The organism is Wohlfahrtiimonas larvae (assembly GCF_002006755.1).
Lineage (GTDB): Bacteria > Pseudomonadota > Gammaproteobacteria > Cardiobacteriales > Wohlfahrtiimonadaceae > Wohlfahrtiimonas > Wohlfahrtiimonas larvae.
Genome location: NZ_MVDO01000077.1, coordinates 13,783 through 35,971 on the forward strand (window position 1 = coordinate 13,783; position 22,189 = coordinate 35,971).

The 22,189-nt window shown below is 37.6% G+C and carries 20 protein-coding genes and 1 pseudogene; 14 read left to right on the forward strand and 7 right to left on the reverse strand.

Going from position 1 to position 22,189, the window contains the following annotated elements:
- Positions 1–10: 10 nt before the first annotated feature.
- The 3 genes from dusB to BZK14_RS04845 all read right to left on the reverse strand — a co-directional run bounded on the left by dusB (position 11) and on the right by BZK14_RS04845 (position 2,253).
- Positions 11–970 (reverse strand): tRNA dihydrouridine synthase DusB, encoded by a 960-nt coding sequence (dusB, locus tag BZK14_RS04835; RefSeq protein ID WP_077925436.1) that lies wholly within the window; start codon positions 968–970, stop codon positions 11–13.
- Positions 967–1,860: a 50S ribosomal protein L11 methyltransferase gene (gene prmA / locus BZK14_RS04840; RefSeq protein ID WP_077925437.1), complete on the reverse strand. Its 894-nt coding sequence runs from the start codon at positions 1,858–1,860 to the stop codon at positions 967–969. The genes dusB and prmA overlap by 4 nt, the downstream gene beginning before the upstream one ends.
- 156 nt (positions 1,861–2,016) lie before the next feature.
- Positions 2,017–2,253, reverse strand: a complete 237-nt coding sequence (locus tag BZK14_RS04845) for an FAD assembly factor SdhE (protein ID WP_077925438.1) — start codon at positions 2,251–2,253, stop codon at positions 2,017–2,019.
- A gap of 211 nt (positions 2,254–2,464) precedes the next feature.
- Between BZK14_RS04845 and exaC the strand changes: the two genes are divergently transcribed.
- The gene (exaC, locus tag BZK14_RS04850) at positions 2,465–3,985 is read left to right on the forward strand and encodes an acetaldehyde dehydrogenase ExaC (protein WP_143691345.1); all 1,521 of its coding nucleotides are present in this window, start codon (positions 2,465–2,467) and stop codon (positions 3,983–3,985) included.
- A gap of 78 nt (positions 3,986–4,063) precedes the next feature.
- Here the strand turns inward: exaC and BZK14_RS04855 are convergent, their stop codons facing one another.
- Together BZK14_RS04855 and mnmG are read right to left on the reverse strand one after the other, a co-directional pair.
- The gene (locus tag BZK14_RS04855; RefSeq protein WP_077925440.1) at positions 4,064–6,565 is read right to left on the reverse strand and encodes a peptidoglycan-binding protein; all 2,502 of its coding nucleotides are present in this window, start codon (positions 6,563–6,565) and stop codon (positions 4,064–4,066) included.
- A gap of 2 nt (positions 6,566–6,567) precedes the next feature.
- Positions 6,568–8,460 (reverse strand): tRNA uridine-5-carboxymethylaminomethyl(34) synthesis enzyme MnmG, encoded by a 1,893-nt coding sequence (gene mnmG, locus BZK14_RS04860; RefSeq protein ID WP_077925441.1) that lies wholly within the window; start codon positions 8,458–8,460, stop codon positions 6,568–6,570.
- Positions 8,461–8,636: 176 nt separating this feature from the next.
- On the opposite strand from mnmG, the gene BZK14_RS04865 reads away from it, so the two are divergent.
- Positions 8,637–9,638 (forward strand): LLM class flavin-dependent oxidoreductase, encoded by a 1,002-nt coding sequence (locus tag BZK14_RS04865; protein WP_077925442.1) that lies wholly within the window; start codon positions 8,637–8,639, stop codon positions 9,636–9,638.
- Between the two features lie 69 nt (positions 9,639–9,707).
- On the opposite strand, the pseudogene tehB reads toward BZK14_RS04865, so the two are convergent.
- Positions 9,708–10,295, reverse strand: a pseudogene (gene tehB / locus BZK14_RS04870) (SAM-dependent methyltransferase TehB); the annotation flags it as partial.
- A gap of 220 nt (positions 10,296–10,515) precedes the next feature.
- Between tehB and BZK14_RS04875 the strand changes: the two are divergent.
- The 5 genes from BZK14_RS04875 to efeB all read left to right on the forward strand — a co-directional run bounded on the left by BZK14_RS04875 (position 10,516) and on the right by efeB (position 14,492).
- Entirely contained in the window at positions 10,516–11,070 is a 555-nt protein-coding gene (locus BZK14_RS04875) for an iron transporter (RefSeq protein ID WP_143691347.1), read from the forward strand.
- Between the two features lie 82 nt (positions 11,071–11,152).
- Positions 11,153–11,491, forward strand: a complete 339-nt coding sequence (locus BZK14_RS04880; protein ID WP_143691349.1) for a cupredoxin domain-containing protein — start codon at positions 11,153–11,155, stop codon at positions 11,489–11,491.
- A gap of 16 nt (positions 11,492–11,507) precedes the next feature.
- Positions 11,508–12,350, forward strand: coding sequence for an FTR1 family iron permease (locus BZK14_RS04885; RefSeq protein WP_077925446.1), 843 nt, complete (start codon positions 11,508–11,510; stop codon positions 12,348–12,350).
- Positions 12,331–13,242 carry an EfeM/EfeO family lipoprotein gene (locus BZK14_RS04890; protein WP_077925447.1) on the forward strand — a complete coding sequence of 304 codons (912 nt, stop codon included), beginning with the start codon at positions 12,331–12,333 and terminating at the stop codon, positions 13,240–13,242. Before BZK14_RS04885 ends, BZK14_RS04890 begins: the two co-directional genes overlap by 20 nt.
- Before the next feature lie 2 nt (positions 13,243–13,244).
- Complete coding sequence (gene efeB / locus BZK14_RS04895) at positions 13,245–14,492, forward strand: iron uptake transporter deferrochelatase/peroxidase subunit (RefSeq protein WP_077925448.1); 1,248 nt, start codon at positions 13,245–13,247, stop codon at positions 14,490–14,492.
- Positions 14,493–14,575: 83 nt separating this feature from the next.
- Here the strand turns inward: efeB and BZK14_RS04900 are convergent, their stop codons facing one another.
- Positions 14,576–15,592, reverse strand: coding sequence for a cytochrome-c peroxidase (locus BZK14_RS04900; protein WP_077925449.1), 1,017 nt, complete (start codon positions 15,590–15,592; stop codon positions 14,576–14,578).
- A 178-nt stretch (positions 15,593–15,770) separates the two neighbouring features.
- Here BZK14_RS04900 and serS point away from each other — a divergent pair, with 178 nt between their 5' ends.
- The 7 genes from serS (at position 15,771) to BZK14_RS04935 (ending at position 22,179) form a co-directional block, all read left to right on the forward strand.
- Entirely contained in the window at positions 15,771–17,042 is a 1,272-nt protein-coding gene (gene serS / locus BZK14_RS04905; RefSeq protein WP_077925450.1) for a serine--tRNA ligase, read from the forward strand.
- A 33-nt stretch (positions 17,043–17,075) separates the two neighbouring features.
- The gene (locus tag BZK14_RS04910) at positions 17,076–17,327 is read left to right on the forward strand and encodes a YfhL family 4Fe-4S dicluster ferredoxin (protein WP_077925451.1); all 252 of its coding nucleotides are present in this window, start codon (positions 17,076–17,078) and stop codon (positions 17,325–17,327) included.
- An 84-nt stretch (positions 17,328–17,411) separates the two neighbouring features.
- On the forward strand, positions 17,412–18,326 hold the full coding sequence (locus BZK14_RS04915) for a L,D-transpeptidase family protein (RefSeq protein ID WP_245831165.1): 915 nt from the start codon (positions 17,412–17,414) through the stop codon (positions 18,324–18,326).
- 12 nt (positions 18,327–18,338) lie between these two features.
- Positions 18,339–19,538, forward strand: coding sequence for a tyrosine--tRNA ligase (gene tyrS, locus BZK14_RS04920; protein ID WP_077925453.1), 1,200 nt, complete (start codon positions 18,339–18,341; stop codon positions 19,536–19,538).
- 14 nt (positions 19,539–19,552) lie between these two features.
- Positions 19,553–19,876, forward strand: coding sequence for a ferredoxin FdxA (fdxA, locus tag BZK14_RS04925; protein ID WP_077925454.1), 324 nt, complete (start codon positions 19,553–19,555; stop codon positions 19,874–19,876).
- A gap of 6 nt (positions 19,877–19,882) precedes the next feature.
- Entirely contained in the window at positions 19,883–20,848 is a 966-nt protein-coding gene (gene rsgA / locus BZK14_RS04930; RefSeq protein ID WP_245831167.1) for a ribosome small subunit-dependent GTPase A, read from the forward strand.
- A 188-nt stretch (positions 20,849–21,036) separates the two neighbouring features.
- Positions 21,037–22,179, forward strand: a complete 1,143-nt coding sequence (locus tag BZK14_RS04935) for an ABC transporter ATP-binding protein (RefSeq protein ID WP_077925455.1) — start codon at positions 21,037–21,039, stop codon at positions 22,177–22,179.
- Positions 22,180–22,189 lie beyond the last annotated feature (10 nt).

Genomic DNA, 22,189 nt, shown 5'->3' on the forward strand with positions numbered 1-22,189 from the left:
CTAAAATAAATTACGCAACAATCGGTTGATTGTTAATTAATGATGTCAAAATATGGTGCTGCTCATCCCTGCTTCTCGCAGCCATTAAAGTGGTTCGCCAATCTTTTCCATTGTCAAACCAAGATGAATACCATAATAAGTGTTTACGTGCGACTCGAACACCTTTCTCATCGCCATAAAGTTCATATAAACCATCAAGGTGCGTATTAATCACCTCAAATATCTCATCAATAGATGGTTGATATACAGTATCTTCCACAAGAGAGCGGAAAATCCACGGATTACCAAAAGCGCCGCGACCAATCATTAAGCCATCCGCTTTAGTGACATCCATTACATAACGTGCTTTTTCAACGCTTGTGATGTCACCATTGGCAATCACGGGGATAGAAATTTGAGATTTGATATCACGAATGGTTTCATATTCAGCATCCCCTGAAAAACCATCCTGACGTGTACGACCATGAATTGTCAGCATCTGAATGCCAGCTTTTTCTGCAATTTTAGCAATATTTAAAGCATTCTTATTCTCACGATCCCAGCCTGTACGAATTTTTAAAGTTACAGGCACATTAACTGCACCAACAACTGCTGAAAGAATATCCTTCACTAAACCTTCATCACGCATCAATGCAGAGCCTGCTGCTTTTTTACAAACCTTTTTAGCAGGACAACCCATATTGATATCAATAATATTAGCACCCAAACTTACGTTATAACGTGCTGCATTTGCCATATCTTCTGGCTCTGTTCCCAAAATTTGAATTGAAATTGGGCCAGTTTCACCATCTAAAACGACGCGATTTTTACTTTTATCCGTATCCCATAAATTTTCTTGAGCATTAACCATTTCGGACACAGCTAAGCCAGCACCTTCCGCACGACACAGTTTACGAAAAGGTAAATCCGTAATACCTGCCATTGGTGCCATAATGAATGGGTTATTGAGAGAAAGCTCACCTATTTTCATGCACGTTTAATTCCATGCACTAAAGCCCAGCCATCAATTGTGTTAAAAGGCTCCACAAAATCAAACCAAGGCGCGTATGCTTCTTTAATCATCTCAATATCAGAGATCAAAATACCCGCTAAAATAATATTTGCATTCGGTTTTGCTAAGGATGCTAATTTTTCTGCTAAAGCAGTTAATGGTAATGCCAAAATATTTGCCATCACTAAGTCAGCAGGTTCTGCTGAAAATTCATTAGATAATACGCAGTTGATTGTTACATCATTACGCGCTGCATTTTCATGGGTTGCTTTAATTGCTTGAGGATCAATATCCGTCGCATCACAACGAGATGCACCTAAAACGCGTGCAGCAATACCCAATACACCAGAACCACAGCCATAATCGATCGCTGTATGATTTTCTACTGATGATTTATGATCAGATAACCATGTTAAACATAATGCTGTTGATGGGTGTGTACCTGTACCAAATGCCAAGCCAGGGTCCAACATCACTGTAGCACAGTCTGGCTCAGGTGGCGCTAAATGGGTTGGGCAAATCCAAAGATTTGCGCCAAACTTCATTGCATGATAGTGATCCATCCATGAGCGTTCCCAATCAGTATTTTGTAAGTGATTTTCTTTGACAACTGGTAACGCATTAATTTCTGTAGATAAAACACTAGCAACACAAGAGAAAATTTCTTTCTCATCACAAGGCGTTTCAAATAACCCTGTAACTAACGTTTCTGGCCATAAAGGTGTTTCACCAGGTAATGGTTCTAATACTGGGTGATCTTCAGCATCACTATATGTTACAGCAATTGCGCCTGCAGTGAGCAACGCTTCATCTATTTCATCTGGTGAATATTGACCAGACTTCAGAGTCAGCTCAAACCATTCTTTCACGATGCAACTCCTGAAAAGTGTCTAATAAAAAGGCAATGAATACTATCGAATTTTTTACAGAAGTCAAGAAGACCTCATCTGACCGAGTGCAAACATTGTATATAAATTATACAGAAATTCCTATTTCAAATATAATTTCAAAGGAAAATATTTTTTTTATAAATTAGGATTTAATTTTCTGATGAGCCTTTCTTGTTCATCAGACTTTGCCGGCACTCTTAACAAAAGAAGGTCGAACAATTCAGGATCTTGCATCTCTAAAAGTTCAACAAGCAATGCCTTTTCATCCGCAGGTGCTGTTGGGTAATGGTGATCTAAATACCGATCAAATAATTGGTCCATTTCACGCATTCCTCTACGTGCGCGCCATCTAATTTTTGGTAACTGATCCATCACTATTCCTCATTTAAACTGGGCCGAGTATTCTAACATGGTTCTGTATGAACTGCTCTATCATTCTAAACATATGCTTCTATCAATAAAATTTTTTCAATTAATTTAAAAAAACTATCAAAATTTATAATAGAATGAGATGGCATTACTTAATTTGTAATGTATTTGTAGTTTATCAGTTTCTCACAATTTTAAAATGAGGAGTATGTATATGACAACAATTTCACCAGCAACATACGGTTTCCCAGTTCAACTCAAAAAAAGATATGACAACTTCATTGGTGGCAAATGGGTTCCACCTATTAAAGGAGAATATTTTGAAAATATCACTCCGATCACAGGCAAAGCAATCTGTGAAGTTGCATCATCATCTGTGGAAGATATTGAAGTTGCACTAGATGCTGCACATCACGCACAAAAAACTTGGGGCAAGACCTCGCCAGCTGAACGAGCATCTATTCTCAATAGAATTGCTGATCGATTAGAAGAAAACTTAGAATTATTAGCATCTGTTGAAACTTGGGATAATGGTAAAGCGCTACGTGAAACAATGGCTGCGGATATTCCACTGGGAATTGATCACTTCAGATACTTTGCAGGCTGTATTCGAGCCCAAGAAGGTGCATTAAGCCAAATAGATGAAAATACAGTTGCCTACCACTTTCATGAACCCATTGGCGTTGTTGGGCAAATCATTCCTTGGAACTTCCCTATTTTGATGGCATGTTGGAAAATTGCACCAGCACTGGCCGCTGGCAATAGCATTGTTCTCAAACCTGCCAAATTTACACCAATATCTATACTAGTTTTCGCAGAACTCATTCAAGACATCTTGCCACCAGGAACATTAAATATTATCAATGGCTCAGGAGCTGTCATTGGAGAACATCTCGCAAAATCACCTCGCATTGCTAAAGTTGGCTTTACTGGTTCAACTGAAGTTGGCCAGACCATTATGCGTTGTGCCGCTGAAAACGTCATTCCTGTTACATTAGAATTAGGTGGTAAATCACCTAATATTTTCTTTGAAGATGTCATGGCAAAAAATGATGGCTACTTAGATAAAGCATTAGAAGGCTTTGCCATGTTTGCCTTAAACCAAGGCGAAATCTGTACATGTCCAAGCCGTGTATTAATCCAAGAATCCATTTATGAGCAATTTATTGAAAAAGCAGTGAAACGTGTTAAAGCCATTCAGCAAGGCAATCCCATGGATCGTACAACCATGATGGGCGCACAAGTATCACAGCAACAAGTTGATACTATCATGAAATATATCCAAATTGGCAAAGATGAAGGTGCGGAACTTTTAACTGGTGGTAATCGTGCAGATTTAGGTGGTGATTTATCAGGCGGTTTCTATATTGAACCAACCATCTTCAAAGGTACGAATGATATGCGCATTTTCCAAGAAGAAATTTTTGGCCCTGTACTAGCAGTCACAACCTTTAAAGACGAAGAAGAAGCCTTAGCAATCGCTAACGATACAATTTATGGTTTAGGCTCCGGGGTTTGGAGCCGAAACGGTAATATCGCTTATAGAATGGGTCGTGGTATTCAAGCAGGACGAGTATGGACAAACTGCTATCACCAATATCCAGCACATGCTGCATTTGGTGGTTACAAAATGTCTGGCTTTGGCCGTGAAACTCATAAGATGATTTTAAATCATTACCAACAAACTAAAAACTTATTAGTGAGCTATTCAGAAGAGCCGATGGGATTTTTCTAAATATTAACACTTAGCTCATATAACAAAGCCTGATTAGAAATAATCAGGCTTTTAAACTATATCATTAAATATAAGATATTATCCACGGCAAGAAACTGATAATACCCTGCCTTTACGATAAACTATGCGACATTGCTGATTATTCTTCGCACCACCACACATTGCGGCTGAAATACTAATATTATTAACTTTGCAACCAGCTAAAGCCCCTTTACTATTATAAATCATACTCATACGGCCTGAAATAGCTTGTGGCGGCGCTGTTAAAATTGTTTCAGATTGAGCACCTTTTGCCCCCATTGTAGGCATAACCCCACGAATAGGTTGATCATTGGCAACATTACTAGCTGTATTAGCTTTTGCTACCGTTGGTGAACGCCGAGTATTTGCCACTATTCTTGCATTAATTTGATGTAATGTTTCTAAATTTGGCTCGCCTGTTACCTTATGACTATAGCGTTTTTGAAATGTTTCAATCATTTTTTTTGTTGTGGGGCCAGTCAAACCGTCAGCTTTCAATTTATAACCAAGCTTCACTAAACCTTCTTGCACACTTTTGACTGTTTGCTTTTTCAAGGTATTTTGCAAATCATCTGTAATGTCAGGATTAATAGGTAATTTATGATCTTTCTTGAATTTCTCAATAGAATCATTGGTAGCTTTACCCTGCAACCCATCAATTTTTCCATTGAAGTATCCTAATGCAGTCAAATATTCTTGAGCTTTTTGTGTTTTCTCTTTCAAAATACGTTGCTCTTCTAAGATATCTAAATACATTTGAACATAATTTTCTTTATTAACATCTCCCAATACTATTAATAAAATACCTATATCCAACTGAGTAGGATCTGATTCTGGCAATTTATATTGTTTTCGTAAATCCATCACAATCTTACGTGTTTTAGGACCAAGTGTACCTGTTGGCGCGTCTGCCAATAAACCTTTATCATTCAAATAACGCTGGATGCGAGTAATCGTTTGGCTATTCATCTTGGCATTTGTCTGACGCCCAACTTTACCATCTATACCTAAACCATTATCTGCTTGAAAAGCTTTAATAGATTCGGTTAATGCTTCACTAGACTTACCATCAACTTCATCCTTAAAGTATCCCAATACTGCCAACATTAATTGCAACTGAACTGTATCTTCAACACCATGATCAGGATTAAAGCTTGCAACGCTTCCAACAATATCATCGACATGCAATTCATCAGATGAAGTGGAAACAGAAGATTCATCTGATGCAACCACTGAAGTACCAATCGCTTCATCATCACCCTCTTCTTCTATGATACCATCCTCTTCTGAATGATCAATTTCAACACTTTGTGTATCTTCTATTGAAACATCATTCGTCATCTGACCTTCATTGAAAAGCATACTCAATGTTTCTGGCAGGAGCGAACCTATAGGTTGGATACCTGATACTTCCTCATAAGATTTTAAAGCATCTACTGTGCTTCTGCCCGGAATACCATCAATCCCCTGATCATATAACTCTAAATGCTTTAATTTTTCTTGAACTTTTTTCCAAATCATTTTTTCCAATGGTGCTTCCCATTTTGCGCTCATTATACCTGTCGGTTTTAAACCTATAGATACCTCAAAATCTTTAATTGCTTGTCGAGTGGAAGGTCCCATTTGCCCATCTAAAGTTCCCGCAGGAAACCCCGCTAATGTCAACCAAACTTGCAAGTTTAAAAGCTTACCTGCTGTTGCATTACTATCAATCAAAAAGCCTGCCGTCATTGCTTCTGTTTTTGTTGGCTCTTCAATTTTTGTATCATCTTCAACTTTAGGCTTAATTTCCTCAGCTGGTTTTGTAGGCTCAATGACTGTAGTAGGTACAGAAACTTCCATATCTTCCACTAGTTTAATTTCAGGCTCTGCTATATCAACATTAGAAACTTTAGTTACAAATTTATTTCTATTCTGAATAATATCTATTGTATTAGCATAAGATTTTTTCAATGCCACAATATCTGCCAATGACAAATGCCCTGTTTGCGGCAAATTTTCAGAAGACTGAAACGCTTTCAAAGCCTTAGCAGAAGCATCATCCCAAATACCTGTAATAAATTCTGAATCTTCATCGAACAATAATCCCTGAAGAAAACGAACACCATCCTCTTCTAAATCAGCATACCAATCAGGTGTAATCTGCTTTTGTGGCTTCAAACCACGAGTTGTTTGATAACGTAAGATTGCTTCTTCTAAACCCTTATCATAAATACCTTGCAGGTTGAAATTCTTTGAATTAACAGGCACACCCAACAATAAAAACCATAAACGAATACGTTCAATCATTTGAGAAGACACACCGGATGCAATCTTTTGAGAGACCATCCAGCGCTGTACATTCTCATCATCATTCAGTACGGCATAGTCATACATTGTAAAACCGTGTTTATCTACAGTATTTAATAATTTGGGAGATCTTTGAACCTCTGTTTTCACCCCATCTAAACCAGATGATGAAACAACTGTAAAAATATCTTGTTCTGTTTTAGAAAAATTCAGGAAAGCTGGGATAATAATAACAATCGCCAACCAACCGTATTTAAGGTATTTATTCATCTTTATTCCTTAATTGTTGGAATGAGTCCTTTTCTTAAAAGTACCAATAATAGAGAAATTGCTGCAGGTGTCACACCTTGGATGCGCGAAGCTTGACCTATTGTTTCAGGCTTCTGGCGGGTTAATTTCTCGCACTGTTCCCTAGATAAGCCTTTAATTGCTGCATAATCGATATTATGTGGCAATTTAGCTTCTTCAAATTTTTTATTGCGCGCTATTTCATCCATTCCACGTTGAATATAACCTTCATATTTTGTCTGAATAACCACTTCTTCAATTGCAATGCGAGATAAATCATCAAATTGAGGCGCTTCAGGTAATTTTTCTAAAGCTTCAAATGTTACTTCAGGACGTTTTAACAGTGTCAATGCTCGCATATTATGAGGCATAACTACGGAAGTTTCTGCTTGCAATTGTTTACCTTGCTCAGACTCCACTGCAACCATCCAATCACGTAAACGACCTTCTGCTGCAATACGATCTTCATTTTTCTGCAAATAATGTTGCCATTGGTCATCACTCACTAAACCTAATTCATAACCGATTGGTGTTAAACGTTCATCCGCATTATCTTCACGTAAAATTAAACGATATTCTGAACGAGATGTGAACATACGATAAGGTTCTTGAACGCCTTGTGTGATCAAGTCATCCAACATTACACCGATGTATGATTCATGACGAAGTGGATACCATTCTTCTTTACCCAAGTAATTACGTGCAGCATTTAATCCTGCGATCAAACCTTGTGCAGCAGCTTCCTCATAACCAGTTGTACCATTGATTTGTCCTGCAAAGTACAAGTTCTGAATTGCTTTAGTTTCTAACGTAAATTTCAAATCACGAGGATCAAAGAAATCATACTCAATCGCATAACCAGGGCGTGTAATGTGTGCATTTTCTAAACCTGGAATACTGTGAACTAAGTTGATTTGCACATCAAATGGCAAACTTGTTGAAATACCATTTGGATAATATTCATAAGTTGATAAGCCTTCAGGCTCTAAAAATACATGATGGCGATCTTTATCCGCAAAACGCATGATCTTATCTTCAACCGATGGACAATATCTTGGGCCAATGCCTTCAATTACACCTGCATACATTGGTGAACGATCTAAACCGCCACGAATGATTTCGTGCGTACGTTCATTGGTATAAGTTGTCCAACAAGAGATTTGGCGCGGATGTTGCAATCTTTCTCTCATGTAAGAGAAATATGGCACAGGATCATCACCTTTTTGTTCTTCCATACCTGAAAAATCAATCGTACGACCATCAATGCGTGGCGGTGTACCAGTTTTCAAGCGATGAATATTCAAAGGCAATTCACGCAATTTTTTCGCCAAACTATTCGATGGTGGATCGCCCATGCGACCGCCTTCATAATTGGACATACCAACATGAATCAAGCCTGATAAGAATGTGCCTGCTGTCAATACAACGGAATGACCATGAAAGCGAATGCCAGATTGCGTCACAACGCCTGTGATTTTATCACCTTCAATGATGAAATCATCCGCTGCTTGTTGGAAAATAAAGAGGTTTTCTTGCTCTTCCACATATTTACGGACAGCAGCACGATACAAAGCACGATCCGCTTGCGCACGTGAAGAACGAACCGCGGGGCCTTTAGATGCATTCAAAATACGGAATTGAATACCACCTAAGTCTGTCGCTTTCGCCATCAAACCGCCAAGTGCATCGATCTCTTTAACGATCTGCCCTTTCCCAATCCCGCCGATTGCTGGGTTACAGCTCATCTGCCCGATTGTTTCAATGTTATGTGTTAATAATAATGTGGGAACACCCAATCTTGCTGAAGCCATCGCTGCTTCTGTACCAGCATGTCCGCCACCGACGATAATTACGCCAAAATGTCTAGGAAAGTCCATAAATACACTTATATCTTAAAGAAAAGCAAAACAGCTATCTTATCAGTTTTATGATGAAATCCCAATAAGCCATACAGATATTTACATATAAGATTTTACATATAATTTATAAATTCACTGGTAAACTCACAATATATCTATTATCCTCGATATATAGATATATTAAAGGAGCGATCATGCAAAAGAAAATTCCGATTTCATTATTAGATTTAGTCCCTGTTGGCGAAGGGCAAACCATTGCAACAGCAATCAACCAATCTGTTGAATTGGCACAATGCGCTGAAAACGTAGGCTTTAAAAGATTCTGGTTGGCTGAACATCACAACATGGCTGGCATTGCAAGTGCTGCAACATCCCTTTTGTTGTGCCACATTGGGAATCATACACAAAAAATCAGAATTGGCGCAGGCGGAATCATGTTGCCTAACCATTCACCTTTAGTGATTGCAGAGCAATTTGGCACATTGGCAACGCTTTTCCCTGATCGCATTGATTTAGGTTTAGGTAGAGCGCCCGGAAGCGATATGACAACCGCAACTGCACTTCGTCGTAATCAACAAAAATCTGATCATTTCCCGAGCGATGTTGTGGAACTGCAATATTATTTGAACTCTGATGATGATACAGATTTAGTCAAAGCATTTCCCGGCCGAGGCACAAAGATTCCGTTATGGATGCTAGGTTCTAGTTTATTTGGTGCGCAATTAGCAGCACATCTAGGTTTGCCTTATGCATTTGCCTCACACTTTGCACCGCAAATGTTAAAACAAGCGGTGGAAGTTTATCGCCAGCAATTTAAACCATCAAAACAATTAGCTGAGCCTTATGTCAGCATTGCTGCAAATTTAGTCTTGAGCGAAACAGTTGAAGATGCTGAATATCACTTCACATCGAAACAGCAAGCTTTTACAAATTTAAGGCGCAATCAGGCAGGATTAACACCAAAACCAATCAAAGATATTGAAACCTTTTGGTCACCTGTCGAAAAACAAAGCACAAGCGCCGCGTTATCTTGTTCCTTTATCGGCACAGTGGATTCTGTGTCACCTCAAATTGATGCATTCCTAGCTGAATATCAACCGGAGGAATTGATTGTCACTTGCGGTATTTATGATCAAGCAGCACGTTTAAAAACATTAAAACTTGCCAAAGCATTACCACAATTTCAGTTTATGTAATTGAGTTCCAAAACGATCTAAAAAGCTCTTTTTCTCCTGAGGGAAAAGAGCTTAATCAATGAGTGCTAATTATTTAAGGCGCTTTGCCAATATCGTTGCAAACTGTAATTTCACACGATTGCCATTGGCATCTAAACGATGTAATTCACCCACATCTTCGTTATAAGTCACAATTTCCCAATCTTTATAATATTCCTGCAATTCGCCTTCTTTAAAAGTGAATGAGAAACCCTGATCACATGGATATTGCGCTGTATCCATTGCTGATACAATTAAGTTATAACCATTCACATTAGTATGCTCTTGCATATTACGAATAATATCTGGCACACGATCTGCATTCAAAAACATGAAAACTACGGTTGAGAAAATAAAATCATACTGCCCTTCGATTGCCCCTGTATTAATATCATAAATTGAAGGATTAATATTGGTTAATGCTTCTTTAGCAATAATATTCTTAAGGGCATAAATGCTATTGCCATTAACATCTACCGATGTCACATCAAACCCCAATGAATTCAGATACAAGCTATTACGCCCTTGCCCACAGCCGAGATCAAATGCTTTACAAGGCTGAATAATTTTAGTTGCCGCAACCACATCTGTATGTGGCATCGTTAAATCATAATTTTTATGATAATAATCAACTGTACGAACTTTACTCATTTTTCTTGTCTCACATTAAAAGATTTAATAGAGCATTATTATAACAGTTATCTTACGGATGATAGTGCTAACATCATTGTCTTAATTGAGTTATTTTTTACAAAAAATTTAGATTTATTTTTTTGACAAGCGTATAATTCGATGAAATCATTTGCAAATGAGAACTTTTATCAATTAAGTATTTAAGAAATAAAGGAAAATAAAGAGCATGTATACAAAAATCGGTCTCACAAGTTTGCTTATTCTAACTTCATATGGTTTTGCTCAAGAATACCCTGTTGGTCAGCCTATCATTGAAAATGGTATGGAAATTCAAGGGGTTTATTTGCAACCAATCACAATGGATACAGAAGAAGGTTCACATAAAATGCATCATTTACCGGCTGTAGAAGCTGATGTGCATTTAGAAGCAGATATTCATGCTGTGGAAGATAACCCAAATGGTTTTGCTGAAGGTGATTGGATTCCATATTTAGTTGTGGATTACTCTATCCAACGCATTGATAAAGATGGCAGCCCAAAACAGAGCGGCACTTTCATGCCAATGGTTGCTAATGATGGCCCTCATTATGGTGAAAACTTAAAATTAGATGGCGTAGGTAAATATAAAGTCAACTTTAAAATCTCACCACCTTCATACAACAAAGAAGCTACATTCGGCCGACATATTGACAAAGAAACTGGGGTTGCACCATGGTTTGAGCCCTTCAACGTAGAATGGGAATTTGACTATGCTGGTACTGGCCGTAAAGGTAGTTACTAGTCAAGCAAGATAAAGCGCATGAACACCAAATCATGCGTTTTTCTTATTTCAATCATCTATTTAGAGTTTAATAAAAATATCTATGAAAAAGCTCATTATATTATTTACACTTGGGTTATTCATTCTATCTGCTAACGCTATAGCAAAAGACAATAAATATACAGTTCAATTAGAAATGAATGATGGCGATCTAATCCCTTTAGTACTTGAAGTCCCTGCCAAAACCAAAATCAGAATTGAAGTCAAAAATATCGGTACTCAGCCTGCTGAATTTGAAAGCACACAATTACGAAAAGAAAAAGTATTAGCACCAGGCGCAAAATCTGTTGTTGTCATTGCACCATTAAAACCAGGTAGCTATGAATTTTTTGATGATTTCCACTTAGATCATCCTCGCGGCACAATTTTAGTTAAAGAATAAAAATTAAAGGCAACTCATGGGAAATGTATTATTTGTTGTATGGCGTGAAAGCTTTGAAGCCTTGCTCGTTATTGGCATTATCTACAGCTGGATCAAACGCCATCCTGACACTAAAAATGGCATGAATTTTTTATGGGGCGGCGTTGCTTTAGGCGTAGCTATCTCTATAATTCTAGCACTAGCAATCTATGGCGTTTTCAGCACATTAGAAGATATTTGGCAAACAAGCTTCATGATCTTCATGGAAATATTGGCCTGTATTTTGATTGTACAAATGGTTTATTGGATGAATAAACATGGTAAAGAAATGAGCCAAGCTTTAATTCAAGGCATCGATCGAAATACAAAAAAACATTCTTGGTGGGGAGCTCTTTTCATTATCGCCATTGCCATTGCACGAGAAGGCAGTGAAATTGTTGTCTTTCTCTCTGCAATCATCATGAATTTAACACCTGAAACAACTGGCGCTTTTGCCATTGAAGTATTAATAGGCTTAGCAATCGCAGGTGTCACATTAATTGCATTTATCTATACTTCCAAAATTATTTCTTGGAAATGGTTCTTCACAATTACAGGCATCATGTTGTTATTTTTAGCTGCAACACTCTTACTTCGCGCAACTGATGAGATTGCCAACTTATTCCTAGAATATGACATCGATTTACCAGAATTTTTTGAAATGTCATTATGGGATACCAGTAGCTTACTTGATGATGGTCAAGGTATAGGTAATTTCTTATCATCTTTCTTTGCTTACCGTTCTCAACCTACAGGGTTATCGGTTACTGTATTTATTGTTTATTGGATCATTGTTGGCTTAATATTTTGGAGAGGTTCTCGTGGACAAAAAAATCATTAGCCTATGCATTCTTATATTATCCACCACATTTGGCAATGCAAAAGTTGGTCGACAAGCCATTTTACAATCTAGCGATCAACCACCTATCGTTGCATTAGGTGATATTCCCAATCCTAAACAATTTCAGCCTGCCATTGATGCATATATGAAAATTGCCACAGAACGCATGCGAAATATTGAAACACTGCTAACACAATTATCAGAAGCATTAGAGCACAATGATTTAACATCGGCCCAACAAAAATATATAGAAGCTCATTATCAATATGAAACTATTCGCCCTGTTGTATTAGTGTTTGGCAACATTGATCGCATGATTAACTCAAGGGCTGAAGCATTTTTAGCACGCGAACAAGATCCTAATTTCAAAGGCTTTCATGCCGTTGAATATGAGCTCTTCGCACAAAAAAATGTTGAAAAAGCCTTGTTGGAAAATCAAAAGCTCTTAAAAAATGTGAAAGATTTAGCAAAACGTGTTGCAATTGAAACGATATTTTTGCCAAAACTCGTACAATCTGCACCTGATTTCGCAGAGAATATTTTAGAAAATAAGCTTTCTGGACATGACAATATCTATAGTGGTGCAGATTTAGGTGAAATTGTGGCCAATCTTGAAGGAATTGACCTTGTTATTACACAATTACAAGGCTTTATTCCACAAGAACTATTACAAACCACTTTGCCATTAGATATCAAAATCCGCTCACGATTACAAAAATATATGATAGATACTGGATTTATGCCCTACTCAGCATTAACAAATGAAGATAAACACGAATTGTATGGTGATGTTTCTGCATTAGCTGAACAATTAGCCAAGTTACGAAGCATATTAAAAGTACAGGTTTACCATCAATTTAATGGTTTAGATATTAAGAATGAGGAGAAATAAATATGTCCAATCATTCAATTTTTCGTCGTAATTTTTTAAAAGGTATTACATTAGGCAGCGCAGCTTTAATTGCGAACTCTGCTTTAGGTCAAAATAATACTAATAATAGTACATTCAAATACCCTAAACATTTTTATGATACTGTTCCCGCTTTAGGCATTCATCAAGCCGGCATCATCACGCCTGAACCAAAAGAAGCTACCTTTATCACCTTTAAATTATTGATTAAAAGTAAAGACGAACTTCAAGCATTACTCCAATCCATCTCTATCCGCATTCAATACCTTACCGCACCGCAATCCATCTCAGTAGATACAGATGTACAATTACCACCAAAAGAATCAGGATTATTAGGTGGCGATTTATTGCCAGACCAGTTAACCATTACATTATCTGTTGGTGCTTCATTATTTGATGATAGATTTGATCTCGCACAACTTAAACCAAATCATTTAATAGAAATGACGAGCTTTCCCAATGATCATTTAGATCCCAATTGGTGTGGTGGTGATATTTCCTTGCAATTTTGTGCTAATAGTAAAGAGATCATCATTTATGCACTGCGTGACATAATGAAACACCATTATCAACAAATGTCGCCAATATGGAAGATTGATGGTTTTTTACCTGCACGAGATATTGAATCAGGATCAACCGCTATTAATCTCTTTGGCTTTAAAGATGGCACAGGCAATGCCCCTAATACAGATGCTAAATTAATGGACGACATGGTTTGGGTGACCGAAAAAAATAAAGAACCTGAATGGTGCCTAGGAGGCTCTTATCAAGCCTTGCGTTTAATTCGTTTTAACCTAGAATTTTGGGATCGTACCCCGCTCGAAGATCAAGAAAATGATTTTGGCCGCATGAAGCGAACGGGCGCACCGATTGGCTTAGCTCATGAAATGGATGATCCACACTTCGATAAAGATCCACATGGTGATCGTGTACTATTTGATTCTCATATGCGCCGCGCTGAGCCTCGTGTACCCCATCGCTATAGTGCACCTCTGCGTCGCCGTAGCTATAGTTATTCATTAGGCTTAACCAATAGTGGATTATTGGATATGGGCTTAGTGTTTGTGTCGTATCAAAATGATCTCAAAAAGGGCTTCATTAATACCCAACGGAGATTAAATGGAGAACCGTTAGAACGTTATATCAAACCTTTTGGTGGCGGGTATTTTTTTGCGTTACCAGGCATGAAAAATTCTGAAAATTATTTAGGACAAACATTGCTAAATACATAAAATATATTAGCAAAAAAAAGCCCAGTTTTTTACAAACTGGGCCCAGCCCCCACACCTTGATTTATTTAACTACCAATCCGTTTTTATTTTTTATCGAATGGTACTGGTTTTGGTGTTTCATTCACCGATGGTGGTAAAATTGGCATCATCAACTGTGGTTGATCACCTGTTAATGTTTTCAAGAATGCAACAATACTTGAAACCTCTTCATCATTATAGTTACGCTTCAATTGTAAACGCCCCATTGTTAATACAGCTTCTTCTAATGTCGCAGCTGCACCGTCATGGAAGTACGGATAGGTTAATTCAACGTTACGTAATGTTGGCACTTTAAACATCATACGATCCGCATCCTTACCTGTCACTTCAACACGACCTTGTGCAGGATTCTCTGTCACATACTCTTCCATCAGCCCCATTTTTTGGAATGAACTTCCACCCATAGCAGTACCATAGTGACATGCGATACAGCCAGATGTTGTGAATAAATTATAACCTGCTAATTCCTGCTCATTCAGCGCACTATCATCACCTTTTAACCATTGATCAAAGCGTGAATTTGGCGTCACTAAAATCTCCTCAAAGGCAGCAATAGCATCTGTAATCTCATCAATTGTAATTTTTTGATCACCATAAACCGCTTGGAATTCTTTCACGTAACCTGGAATTGATTCGACCACTTCCACTGCTAACTCATGAGTAAAGCCCATCTCTTTAGGGTTAGCAATTGGTCCACCCGCTTGTTCTTTCAAGTCTTTTGCTCGACCATCCCAAAACTGCACGAAGTTATATTTTGAGTTCAATACAGTTGGTGAATTAATAGGCCCCTCTTGCCAATTATGACCAATAGAAGTCTTTAAGTTATCACTCCCACCCATCGATAAGTTATGACATGAGTTACAAGAAATAAAGCCAGATTTAGATAAACGTGGATCAAACCATAACTTTTTGCCCAACTCAACCTTGGCTGGATTCTCAATTGTTACATCATCGATTGGTTGAATAATCGCATCACGTTTAGCCTGAGCTAATGCCATACCACCCATTGCCATTGAAACCGATAAACCTATTGCTACCCAAAACTTATTTCTACTTTGCATATAGTCGCTCCCTACTATTAAAAGTTTAATGATCGATCAATCATCATTGAATAATTTAATAGCAAGTTTAATACAGATATGGCTATTAAAATAGTCTGCGCATTTTGGGGCTTTGTTATTCTTTTCGTTATTCGTTATAATGAGGGGTATTTTCTAATAATATTTCAAGGGGTCATCAATGCTAGACATTCAGTTACTTCGTCATAATCTCGACGATGTTGTAACCCGACTTAAAACACGCGGTTACGAGTTTGATAAAGCACAATTTATCGAACTAGATGAACGTCGTAAAGGATTGCAAATTGAAGTTCAAGAGCTTCAAAATCTACGCAACATCAACGCTAAACGCATTGGCCAAGCTAAAGCTAAGGGCGAAAATATTGATGAAATTTTAAAAGAAGTTTCCAATAATACTGAAAAACTAGAATCTTTAGAGAAAGAATTAAATGCTATCTTAAATGATTTTAATCAAATTCTTATGACGATTCCTAACTTACCAGATGCATCAGTACCAACTGGTAAAGATGAGAATGATAATGTAGAGATTCGTAGATGGGGCACACCTAGAGAATTTACATTTGAGATCAAAGATCATGTTGCATTAGGTGCGATTAATAAGGGTATTGATTCAGAATCAGGTGTTAAACTAACAGGCTCTCGTTTTACTGTTTTAAGAGATGGCGTTGCTCGTTTACATCGTGCTTTAGTTCAATTTATGCTAGATCTTCATGTAGAAGAGCATGGCTATACAGAACTCAATGTACCAATGATTGTCAATAGTGATAGTTTGCGTGGTACAGGCCAACTCCCTAAATTTGAAGAAGATCTATTTAAATTAACAGGTGAAGATCAATATTACTTAATCCCAACAGCTGAAGTACCTGTTACAAATCTAGTGCGTGATGAGATTATCCCTGAAAATGAATTACCCTTATCATTTGTTGCACATAGCGGCTGTTTTAGATCAGAAGCAGGCAGCTACGGCCGAGATACTCGTGGTTTAATCCGCATGCACCAATTTGAAAAAGTAGAAATGGTTCACTTAACTCATCCTTCCAAATCTTTTGAACAGTTAGAGCTAATGACACGTCATGCTGAAACTGTTTTAGAAAAATTAGGTTTACCTTATCGCACAATTGTATTGTGTACCGGTGATATGGGCTTTGGTGCAACAAAAACTTATGACATCGAAGTCTGGTTGCCAGGACAAGATAAATATAGAGAAATTTCTTCTTGTTCTAATTGCATTGACTTTCAAGCTCGCCGTATGCAAGCGCGTTTTAGAAATAGTGAAACCAATAAACCTGAATTATTACACACACTTAATGGTTCTGGCTTAGCTGTAGGAAGAACTTTAGTTGCTGTAATGGAAAATTATCAAGAAGAAGATGGTAGAATACGTGTACCTGACGTATTAATTCCATACATGAGAGGCAGAACTCATATTTAGAGTTCTATTTTAATATAGTAAAGAGGTTGAGCCATGTCATTAGAGATAACAGATGAATGCATTAATTGCGATGTTTGTGAGCCAGAATGCCCAAATGAAGCGATTTCAATGGGTCCTGAAATTTATGTTATCGATCCAAACTTATGTACAGAGTGTGTAGGACATTTTGATACCCCACAATGTATGGAAGTTTGCCCTGTTGAATGTATCAACAAGGATCCCGCGAAGCCAGAGACTCAAGATGAGCTAATGGCTAAATACGAGAAACTTCAAGCTGGAAAGTAAAAGTTTATGAAAAAAACTTCTCTTTTGTGTCTTACGGTTACAATTAGCCTTTTGAATAGCATAGCCATTGCTAGGCAATATCCTATGCCTGAAAAAGGTACTGATATTATTGGCTATACAGAAGTTATTTATCCTGAACCTGGTGAATCATTTGTTGATATTAGTGTAAAATATGAAGCAGGCTATGATGAGCTAAAGTGGGCAAATCCAAATGCCAACTATTGGACACCATCATCACAAATGCCAATCGTTTTACCTTTTGAATATATTCTACCCGGCAAAAAACGTGTTGGAATTGTTTCTAATATCCCCGAAATGAGAACTTATTACTTCCCTGCCAATGAAGATGTCGTGTACGTTTATCCTGTTGGCGTGGGTAGAATGGATTGGAAAACTCCTTTAGGCACATGGAAAGTTACTATTAAACAAGAAGCTCCACCTTGGTATCCACCTGAGAGTATTCGCCGTGAACATCAAGAGATGGGCAAAGGCATCTTACCAAGGGTTGTTCCAGCCGGACCAGACAACCCTTTAGGTAATCATGTCTTAAGATTAAATATTCCAAGCTATTTATTGCACGGCACCAATGATGTAACAGGTATTGGTATGCGAGTCACACATGGTTGCATGCGTTTCTTTCCTCAAAATATCGAAGAGCTACATCGCATAGTACCTAGTGGCACACCAGTATCTTTCATCAATGAACCGATTAAGGTTGGCTGGAAAGGAGATGAATTACTCATCGAAGTCCACCCTCCTTTAGAAGAAGATAATTTAGATACAGAAGGATTAAAAAAAATTGCCTATCGCATTTTAGCTCCTTATCAAAATGATCCAAATATTCAAATGGTTGACCGTCGTTTACTTGATCTTACCATCGAAAAAATGTCTGGTTTACCAACACATGTCGGTCAAAAAATTGACCCTAACACCTTAAATCCTCAACCACCGACAGGTGGTAGCGCAATTAATATTGACTGGGATAAATTTAAAAAATAGCAGGAGAGTTTGATGGCATCTATCGAAGAAAGTTTAGCGTTATTAGAACGTGGAACTGACGAAATTATTTCAATTGAAGGTTTAACTGAGAAGTTAAAAGAAAACCGTCCGCTTCGAATTAAAGTAGGTTTTGATCCTACTGCCCCTGATCTTCATTTAGGTCATACTGTTGTGATCAACAAAATGAAACACTTCCAAATGTTAGGCCACGAAGTGAATTTCTTAATTGGTGATTTCACAGGCATGATTGGCGATCCATCGGGCAAAGATACAACACGTAAACCATTAACACGTGAACAAGTTGTTGAAAATGCAAAAACTTATCAAGAACAGATCTTTAAGATTTTAGATCCTGAATTAACTAATGTTGTATTCAACTCATCTTGGTTAGGCGAACTTGGTACAGTGGGGATGATTCAGCTTGCATCGCACTATACTGTTGCAAGAATGTTAGAACGCGATGACTTTGAAAAACGCTATAAAAATCACCAACCTATTGCTTTACATGAATTTATCTATCCATTATTACAAGGCTATGACTCAGTCAGTTTAAACACTGATGTTGAACTAGGCGGTACAGATCAAAAATTCAATTTATTAGTGGGGCGCGACCTTCAAAAAGCATATGGTAAAGCATCACAAAGTGTGATCACAATGCCTTTATTAGAAGGTTTAGATGGTGTAAATAAGATGTCTAAATCTTTAGGCAACTATATTGGTGTGGATGATACTCCAGTTGAGCAATTTGGTAAATTGATGTCTGTGTCAGATACCTTGATGTGGCGTTATTTTGATTTATTGAGCTTTGAATCTACAGCGACCATTGAAGGCTATAAAAAGTCTGTAGCTGAAGGCATGAATCCACGCGATATTAAATTCCTATTGTGTAAAGAGATCATCTCTCGTTTCCACTCAGAAGCAGATTATGAAATGGCACATCGTGACTTCATTGAGCGCTTCCAAAAAGGTAATCTACCTGAAAATATTGAAGAAATTACGATTGTTGCACCAGAAGGTGAAATACAAATTGCTGCATTATTAAAAGAAGCTGGACTTGTGACGTCCGTGTCTGAAGGTAATCGTTCTATTGATGGTGGCGCTGTTCGTATCGATCAAGAAAAAGTTTCTGATCGTGGACTTAAAATTTCAAAAGGCACAACAGCTGTTTTCCAAGTGGGTAAGCGCCGTTTTGCTAAAGTTACAGTTAATTAATTTTAGAGGTTTTTATGACTTTCGTTGTTACCGAAAATTGCATTAAATGCAAATACACAGACTGTGTAGAAGTTTGTCCTGTGGATTGTTTCCATGAAGGACCTAACTTTTTGGTGATCGATCCCGAGGAGTGCATTGATTGCACATTATGTGAACCAGAATGTCCTGCAAATGCAATTTTTTCTGAGGATGATCTTCCCGATGATCAAGTTCATTTCTTAGATTTGAATGCAGAGCTATCACGTGAATGGCCTGTCATTACACAAATGCAAGACAATGCTGATGCAGCAAAAGAATGGGATGGCAAACCTAATAAACTAAAATTATTAGAGCGATAGTTACGGATGGCGCGTCGATTAACTAAAAAACAGCACGAACGTATTTCTAACAAAAAAGTCGAGCAAATCGATGCGTTAAAAAATTTCGATCCTGACTCTCTCTTTAAAGGGAGAGTCATTGCTCAACACGGCCCACATTTGATGATAGAAGATGATGCGTATCAAATCTATCAAGCCAATATTCGCCAAAATTTAGAAACGATTGTTTGTGGTGATTATGTCTATTTCACTTTTGAAAATAATCTGCCTGTTGTTTTACAATTAATTCCTCGTCATAATGAATTAGCACGTGTTTCTTATGGCCAACGAAAAAAACTGATTGCAGCTAATTTAGATCAAATATTTATTGTCATTGCCCCAAAACCGGAGCCTAGCCCTTCTTTAATCGATCGTTATCTCATTGCTATTCGTGAATTTAACATCCCTATGGGTATTATTGTCAATAAAGCAGATATGATTGATGAATCAAACGATTTTTCTTTTATCGAGGACTATCAAAAAGCTTTTGATATTAAAGTAATTCTAACCTCACAAGATCATCCTGAATCTTTAAAACAACTCCATAATGAATTAGTAGGTAAAACCTCAATTTTTGTCGGACAATCAGGTGTTGGCAAGTCATCTCTGACCAACAAAATGATTCCTGAATTATCATTACAAACCCAAAGAATCAGTGCTACAACAGGCCTTGGCAATCATACGACATCAGCAACAACCCTCTATCATATGCCAGACCATCAAGGTTCTTTAATTGATTCTCCTGGAGTTCGTAGTTTTAATATTGATCATTTAACATTGAACTCTATCCAAAATGGTTTTCCCGATATTATGCCATTTGTGTTACAATGTAAGTTTAGCAATTGCCGACATTTACAAGATCCAGGCTGTGCAGTTCAAACAGCTTTAGATGATAATCTAATTTCAGAGCGCCGCGTCCAGAGCTTTTTACAAATCATGCAGACAGCCCTCTAGCTCACGAATAATAGCAAGTCAAAATTACTTGCTATTTATAGCAATCACTATACAATGCATTGCCTTTATATTTTTATATATAACTTTAATAATTCAACGAGCGGCAGCACTCAAGATTCTTCTGAACAAAAAGATTGCAACCAATCGCCTTGATCTTTCACTTAACGGTATTGAATTAAGGAGCTGTGATGTCACCTATTCTTTCAAAAAAAGCCTATGAGCCTTGGCGCGATCCTAATTCTGTGCCATATATCGAAATCATTGATTTAGTCAAAGTTTTTGATGAATACATAGCCGTCAACAATATATCCTTAGATATTTATCAAGGAGAATTCTTCTCTTTATTAGGTCCTTCAGGCTGTGGAAAAACAACTCTTTTGCGTATGTTGGCAGGTTTTGAAACACCTACATCAGGGAAAATTCTATTGGATGGCGAAGATATTTCACTCATCCCTCCTTATGAACGTCCTATCAATATGATGTTCCAAAGCTATGCATTGTTTCCACATATGACAGTGGAAGATAATATTGCCTTCGGTTTAAAACAAGAAAAAGTACCTAAACCTGAGATCAAAAAACGTGTCGATCAGATGCTTGAATTAGTACAAATGGGAAAGTTTGCTAAACGCAAGCCTCACCAATTATCTGGCGGGCAACGACAACGTGTAGCTTTAGCACGCAGCATCGTTAAAAAACCCAAACTATTATTATTAGATGAGCCATTAGGTGCATTAGATAAACGCTTACGTGAACAAACACAGTTTGAATTAATGACAATTCAAGAAGAATTAGGCATTACGTTTGTTATCGTAACCCATGATCAAGAAGAAGCCATGACAGTTTCTAGCCGTATCGCAGTTATGGATAGTGGCGAACTTGTACAAATTGCAACACCAACAGAAATCTATGAATATCCAAACTCCTTGTATGTTGCTGAATTTGTAGGCGATGTCAACATATTTGAAGGTGTTATTGCTGACATTTCCCCAATTCATACAACAGTGAATAGCTTTGAAGTGGAAGCACCTTTAATTTGTAATCAAGGGGTTGGTGCCGTTGTTGGCTCTCAAGCATGGATCGCTGTTCGCCCTGAAAAGCTAGATATTTCCTTAACACCTCCAGAAAATACAGAAAGCAACTGTATGATGGGTGAAGTTTGGGATATTGGGTATCTTGGTGATATGTCCATTTATCATGTCAAAATGGATAATGGTAAAATGGTCACAGCTGCACAAATTAACCATAAACGCGCGGTAGAACTTCCCATTAATTATGAAGATCGCGTTTACATCAGCTTTGATGCTGATTCTGCCGTTGTTTTGATTTCTTAATTGAGATCAC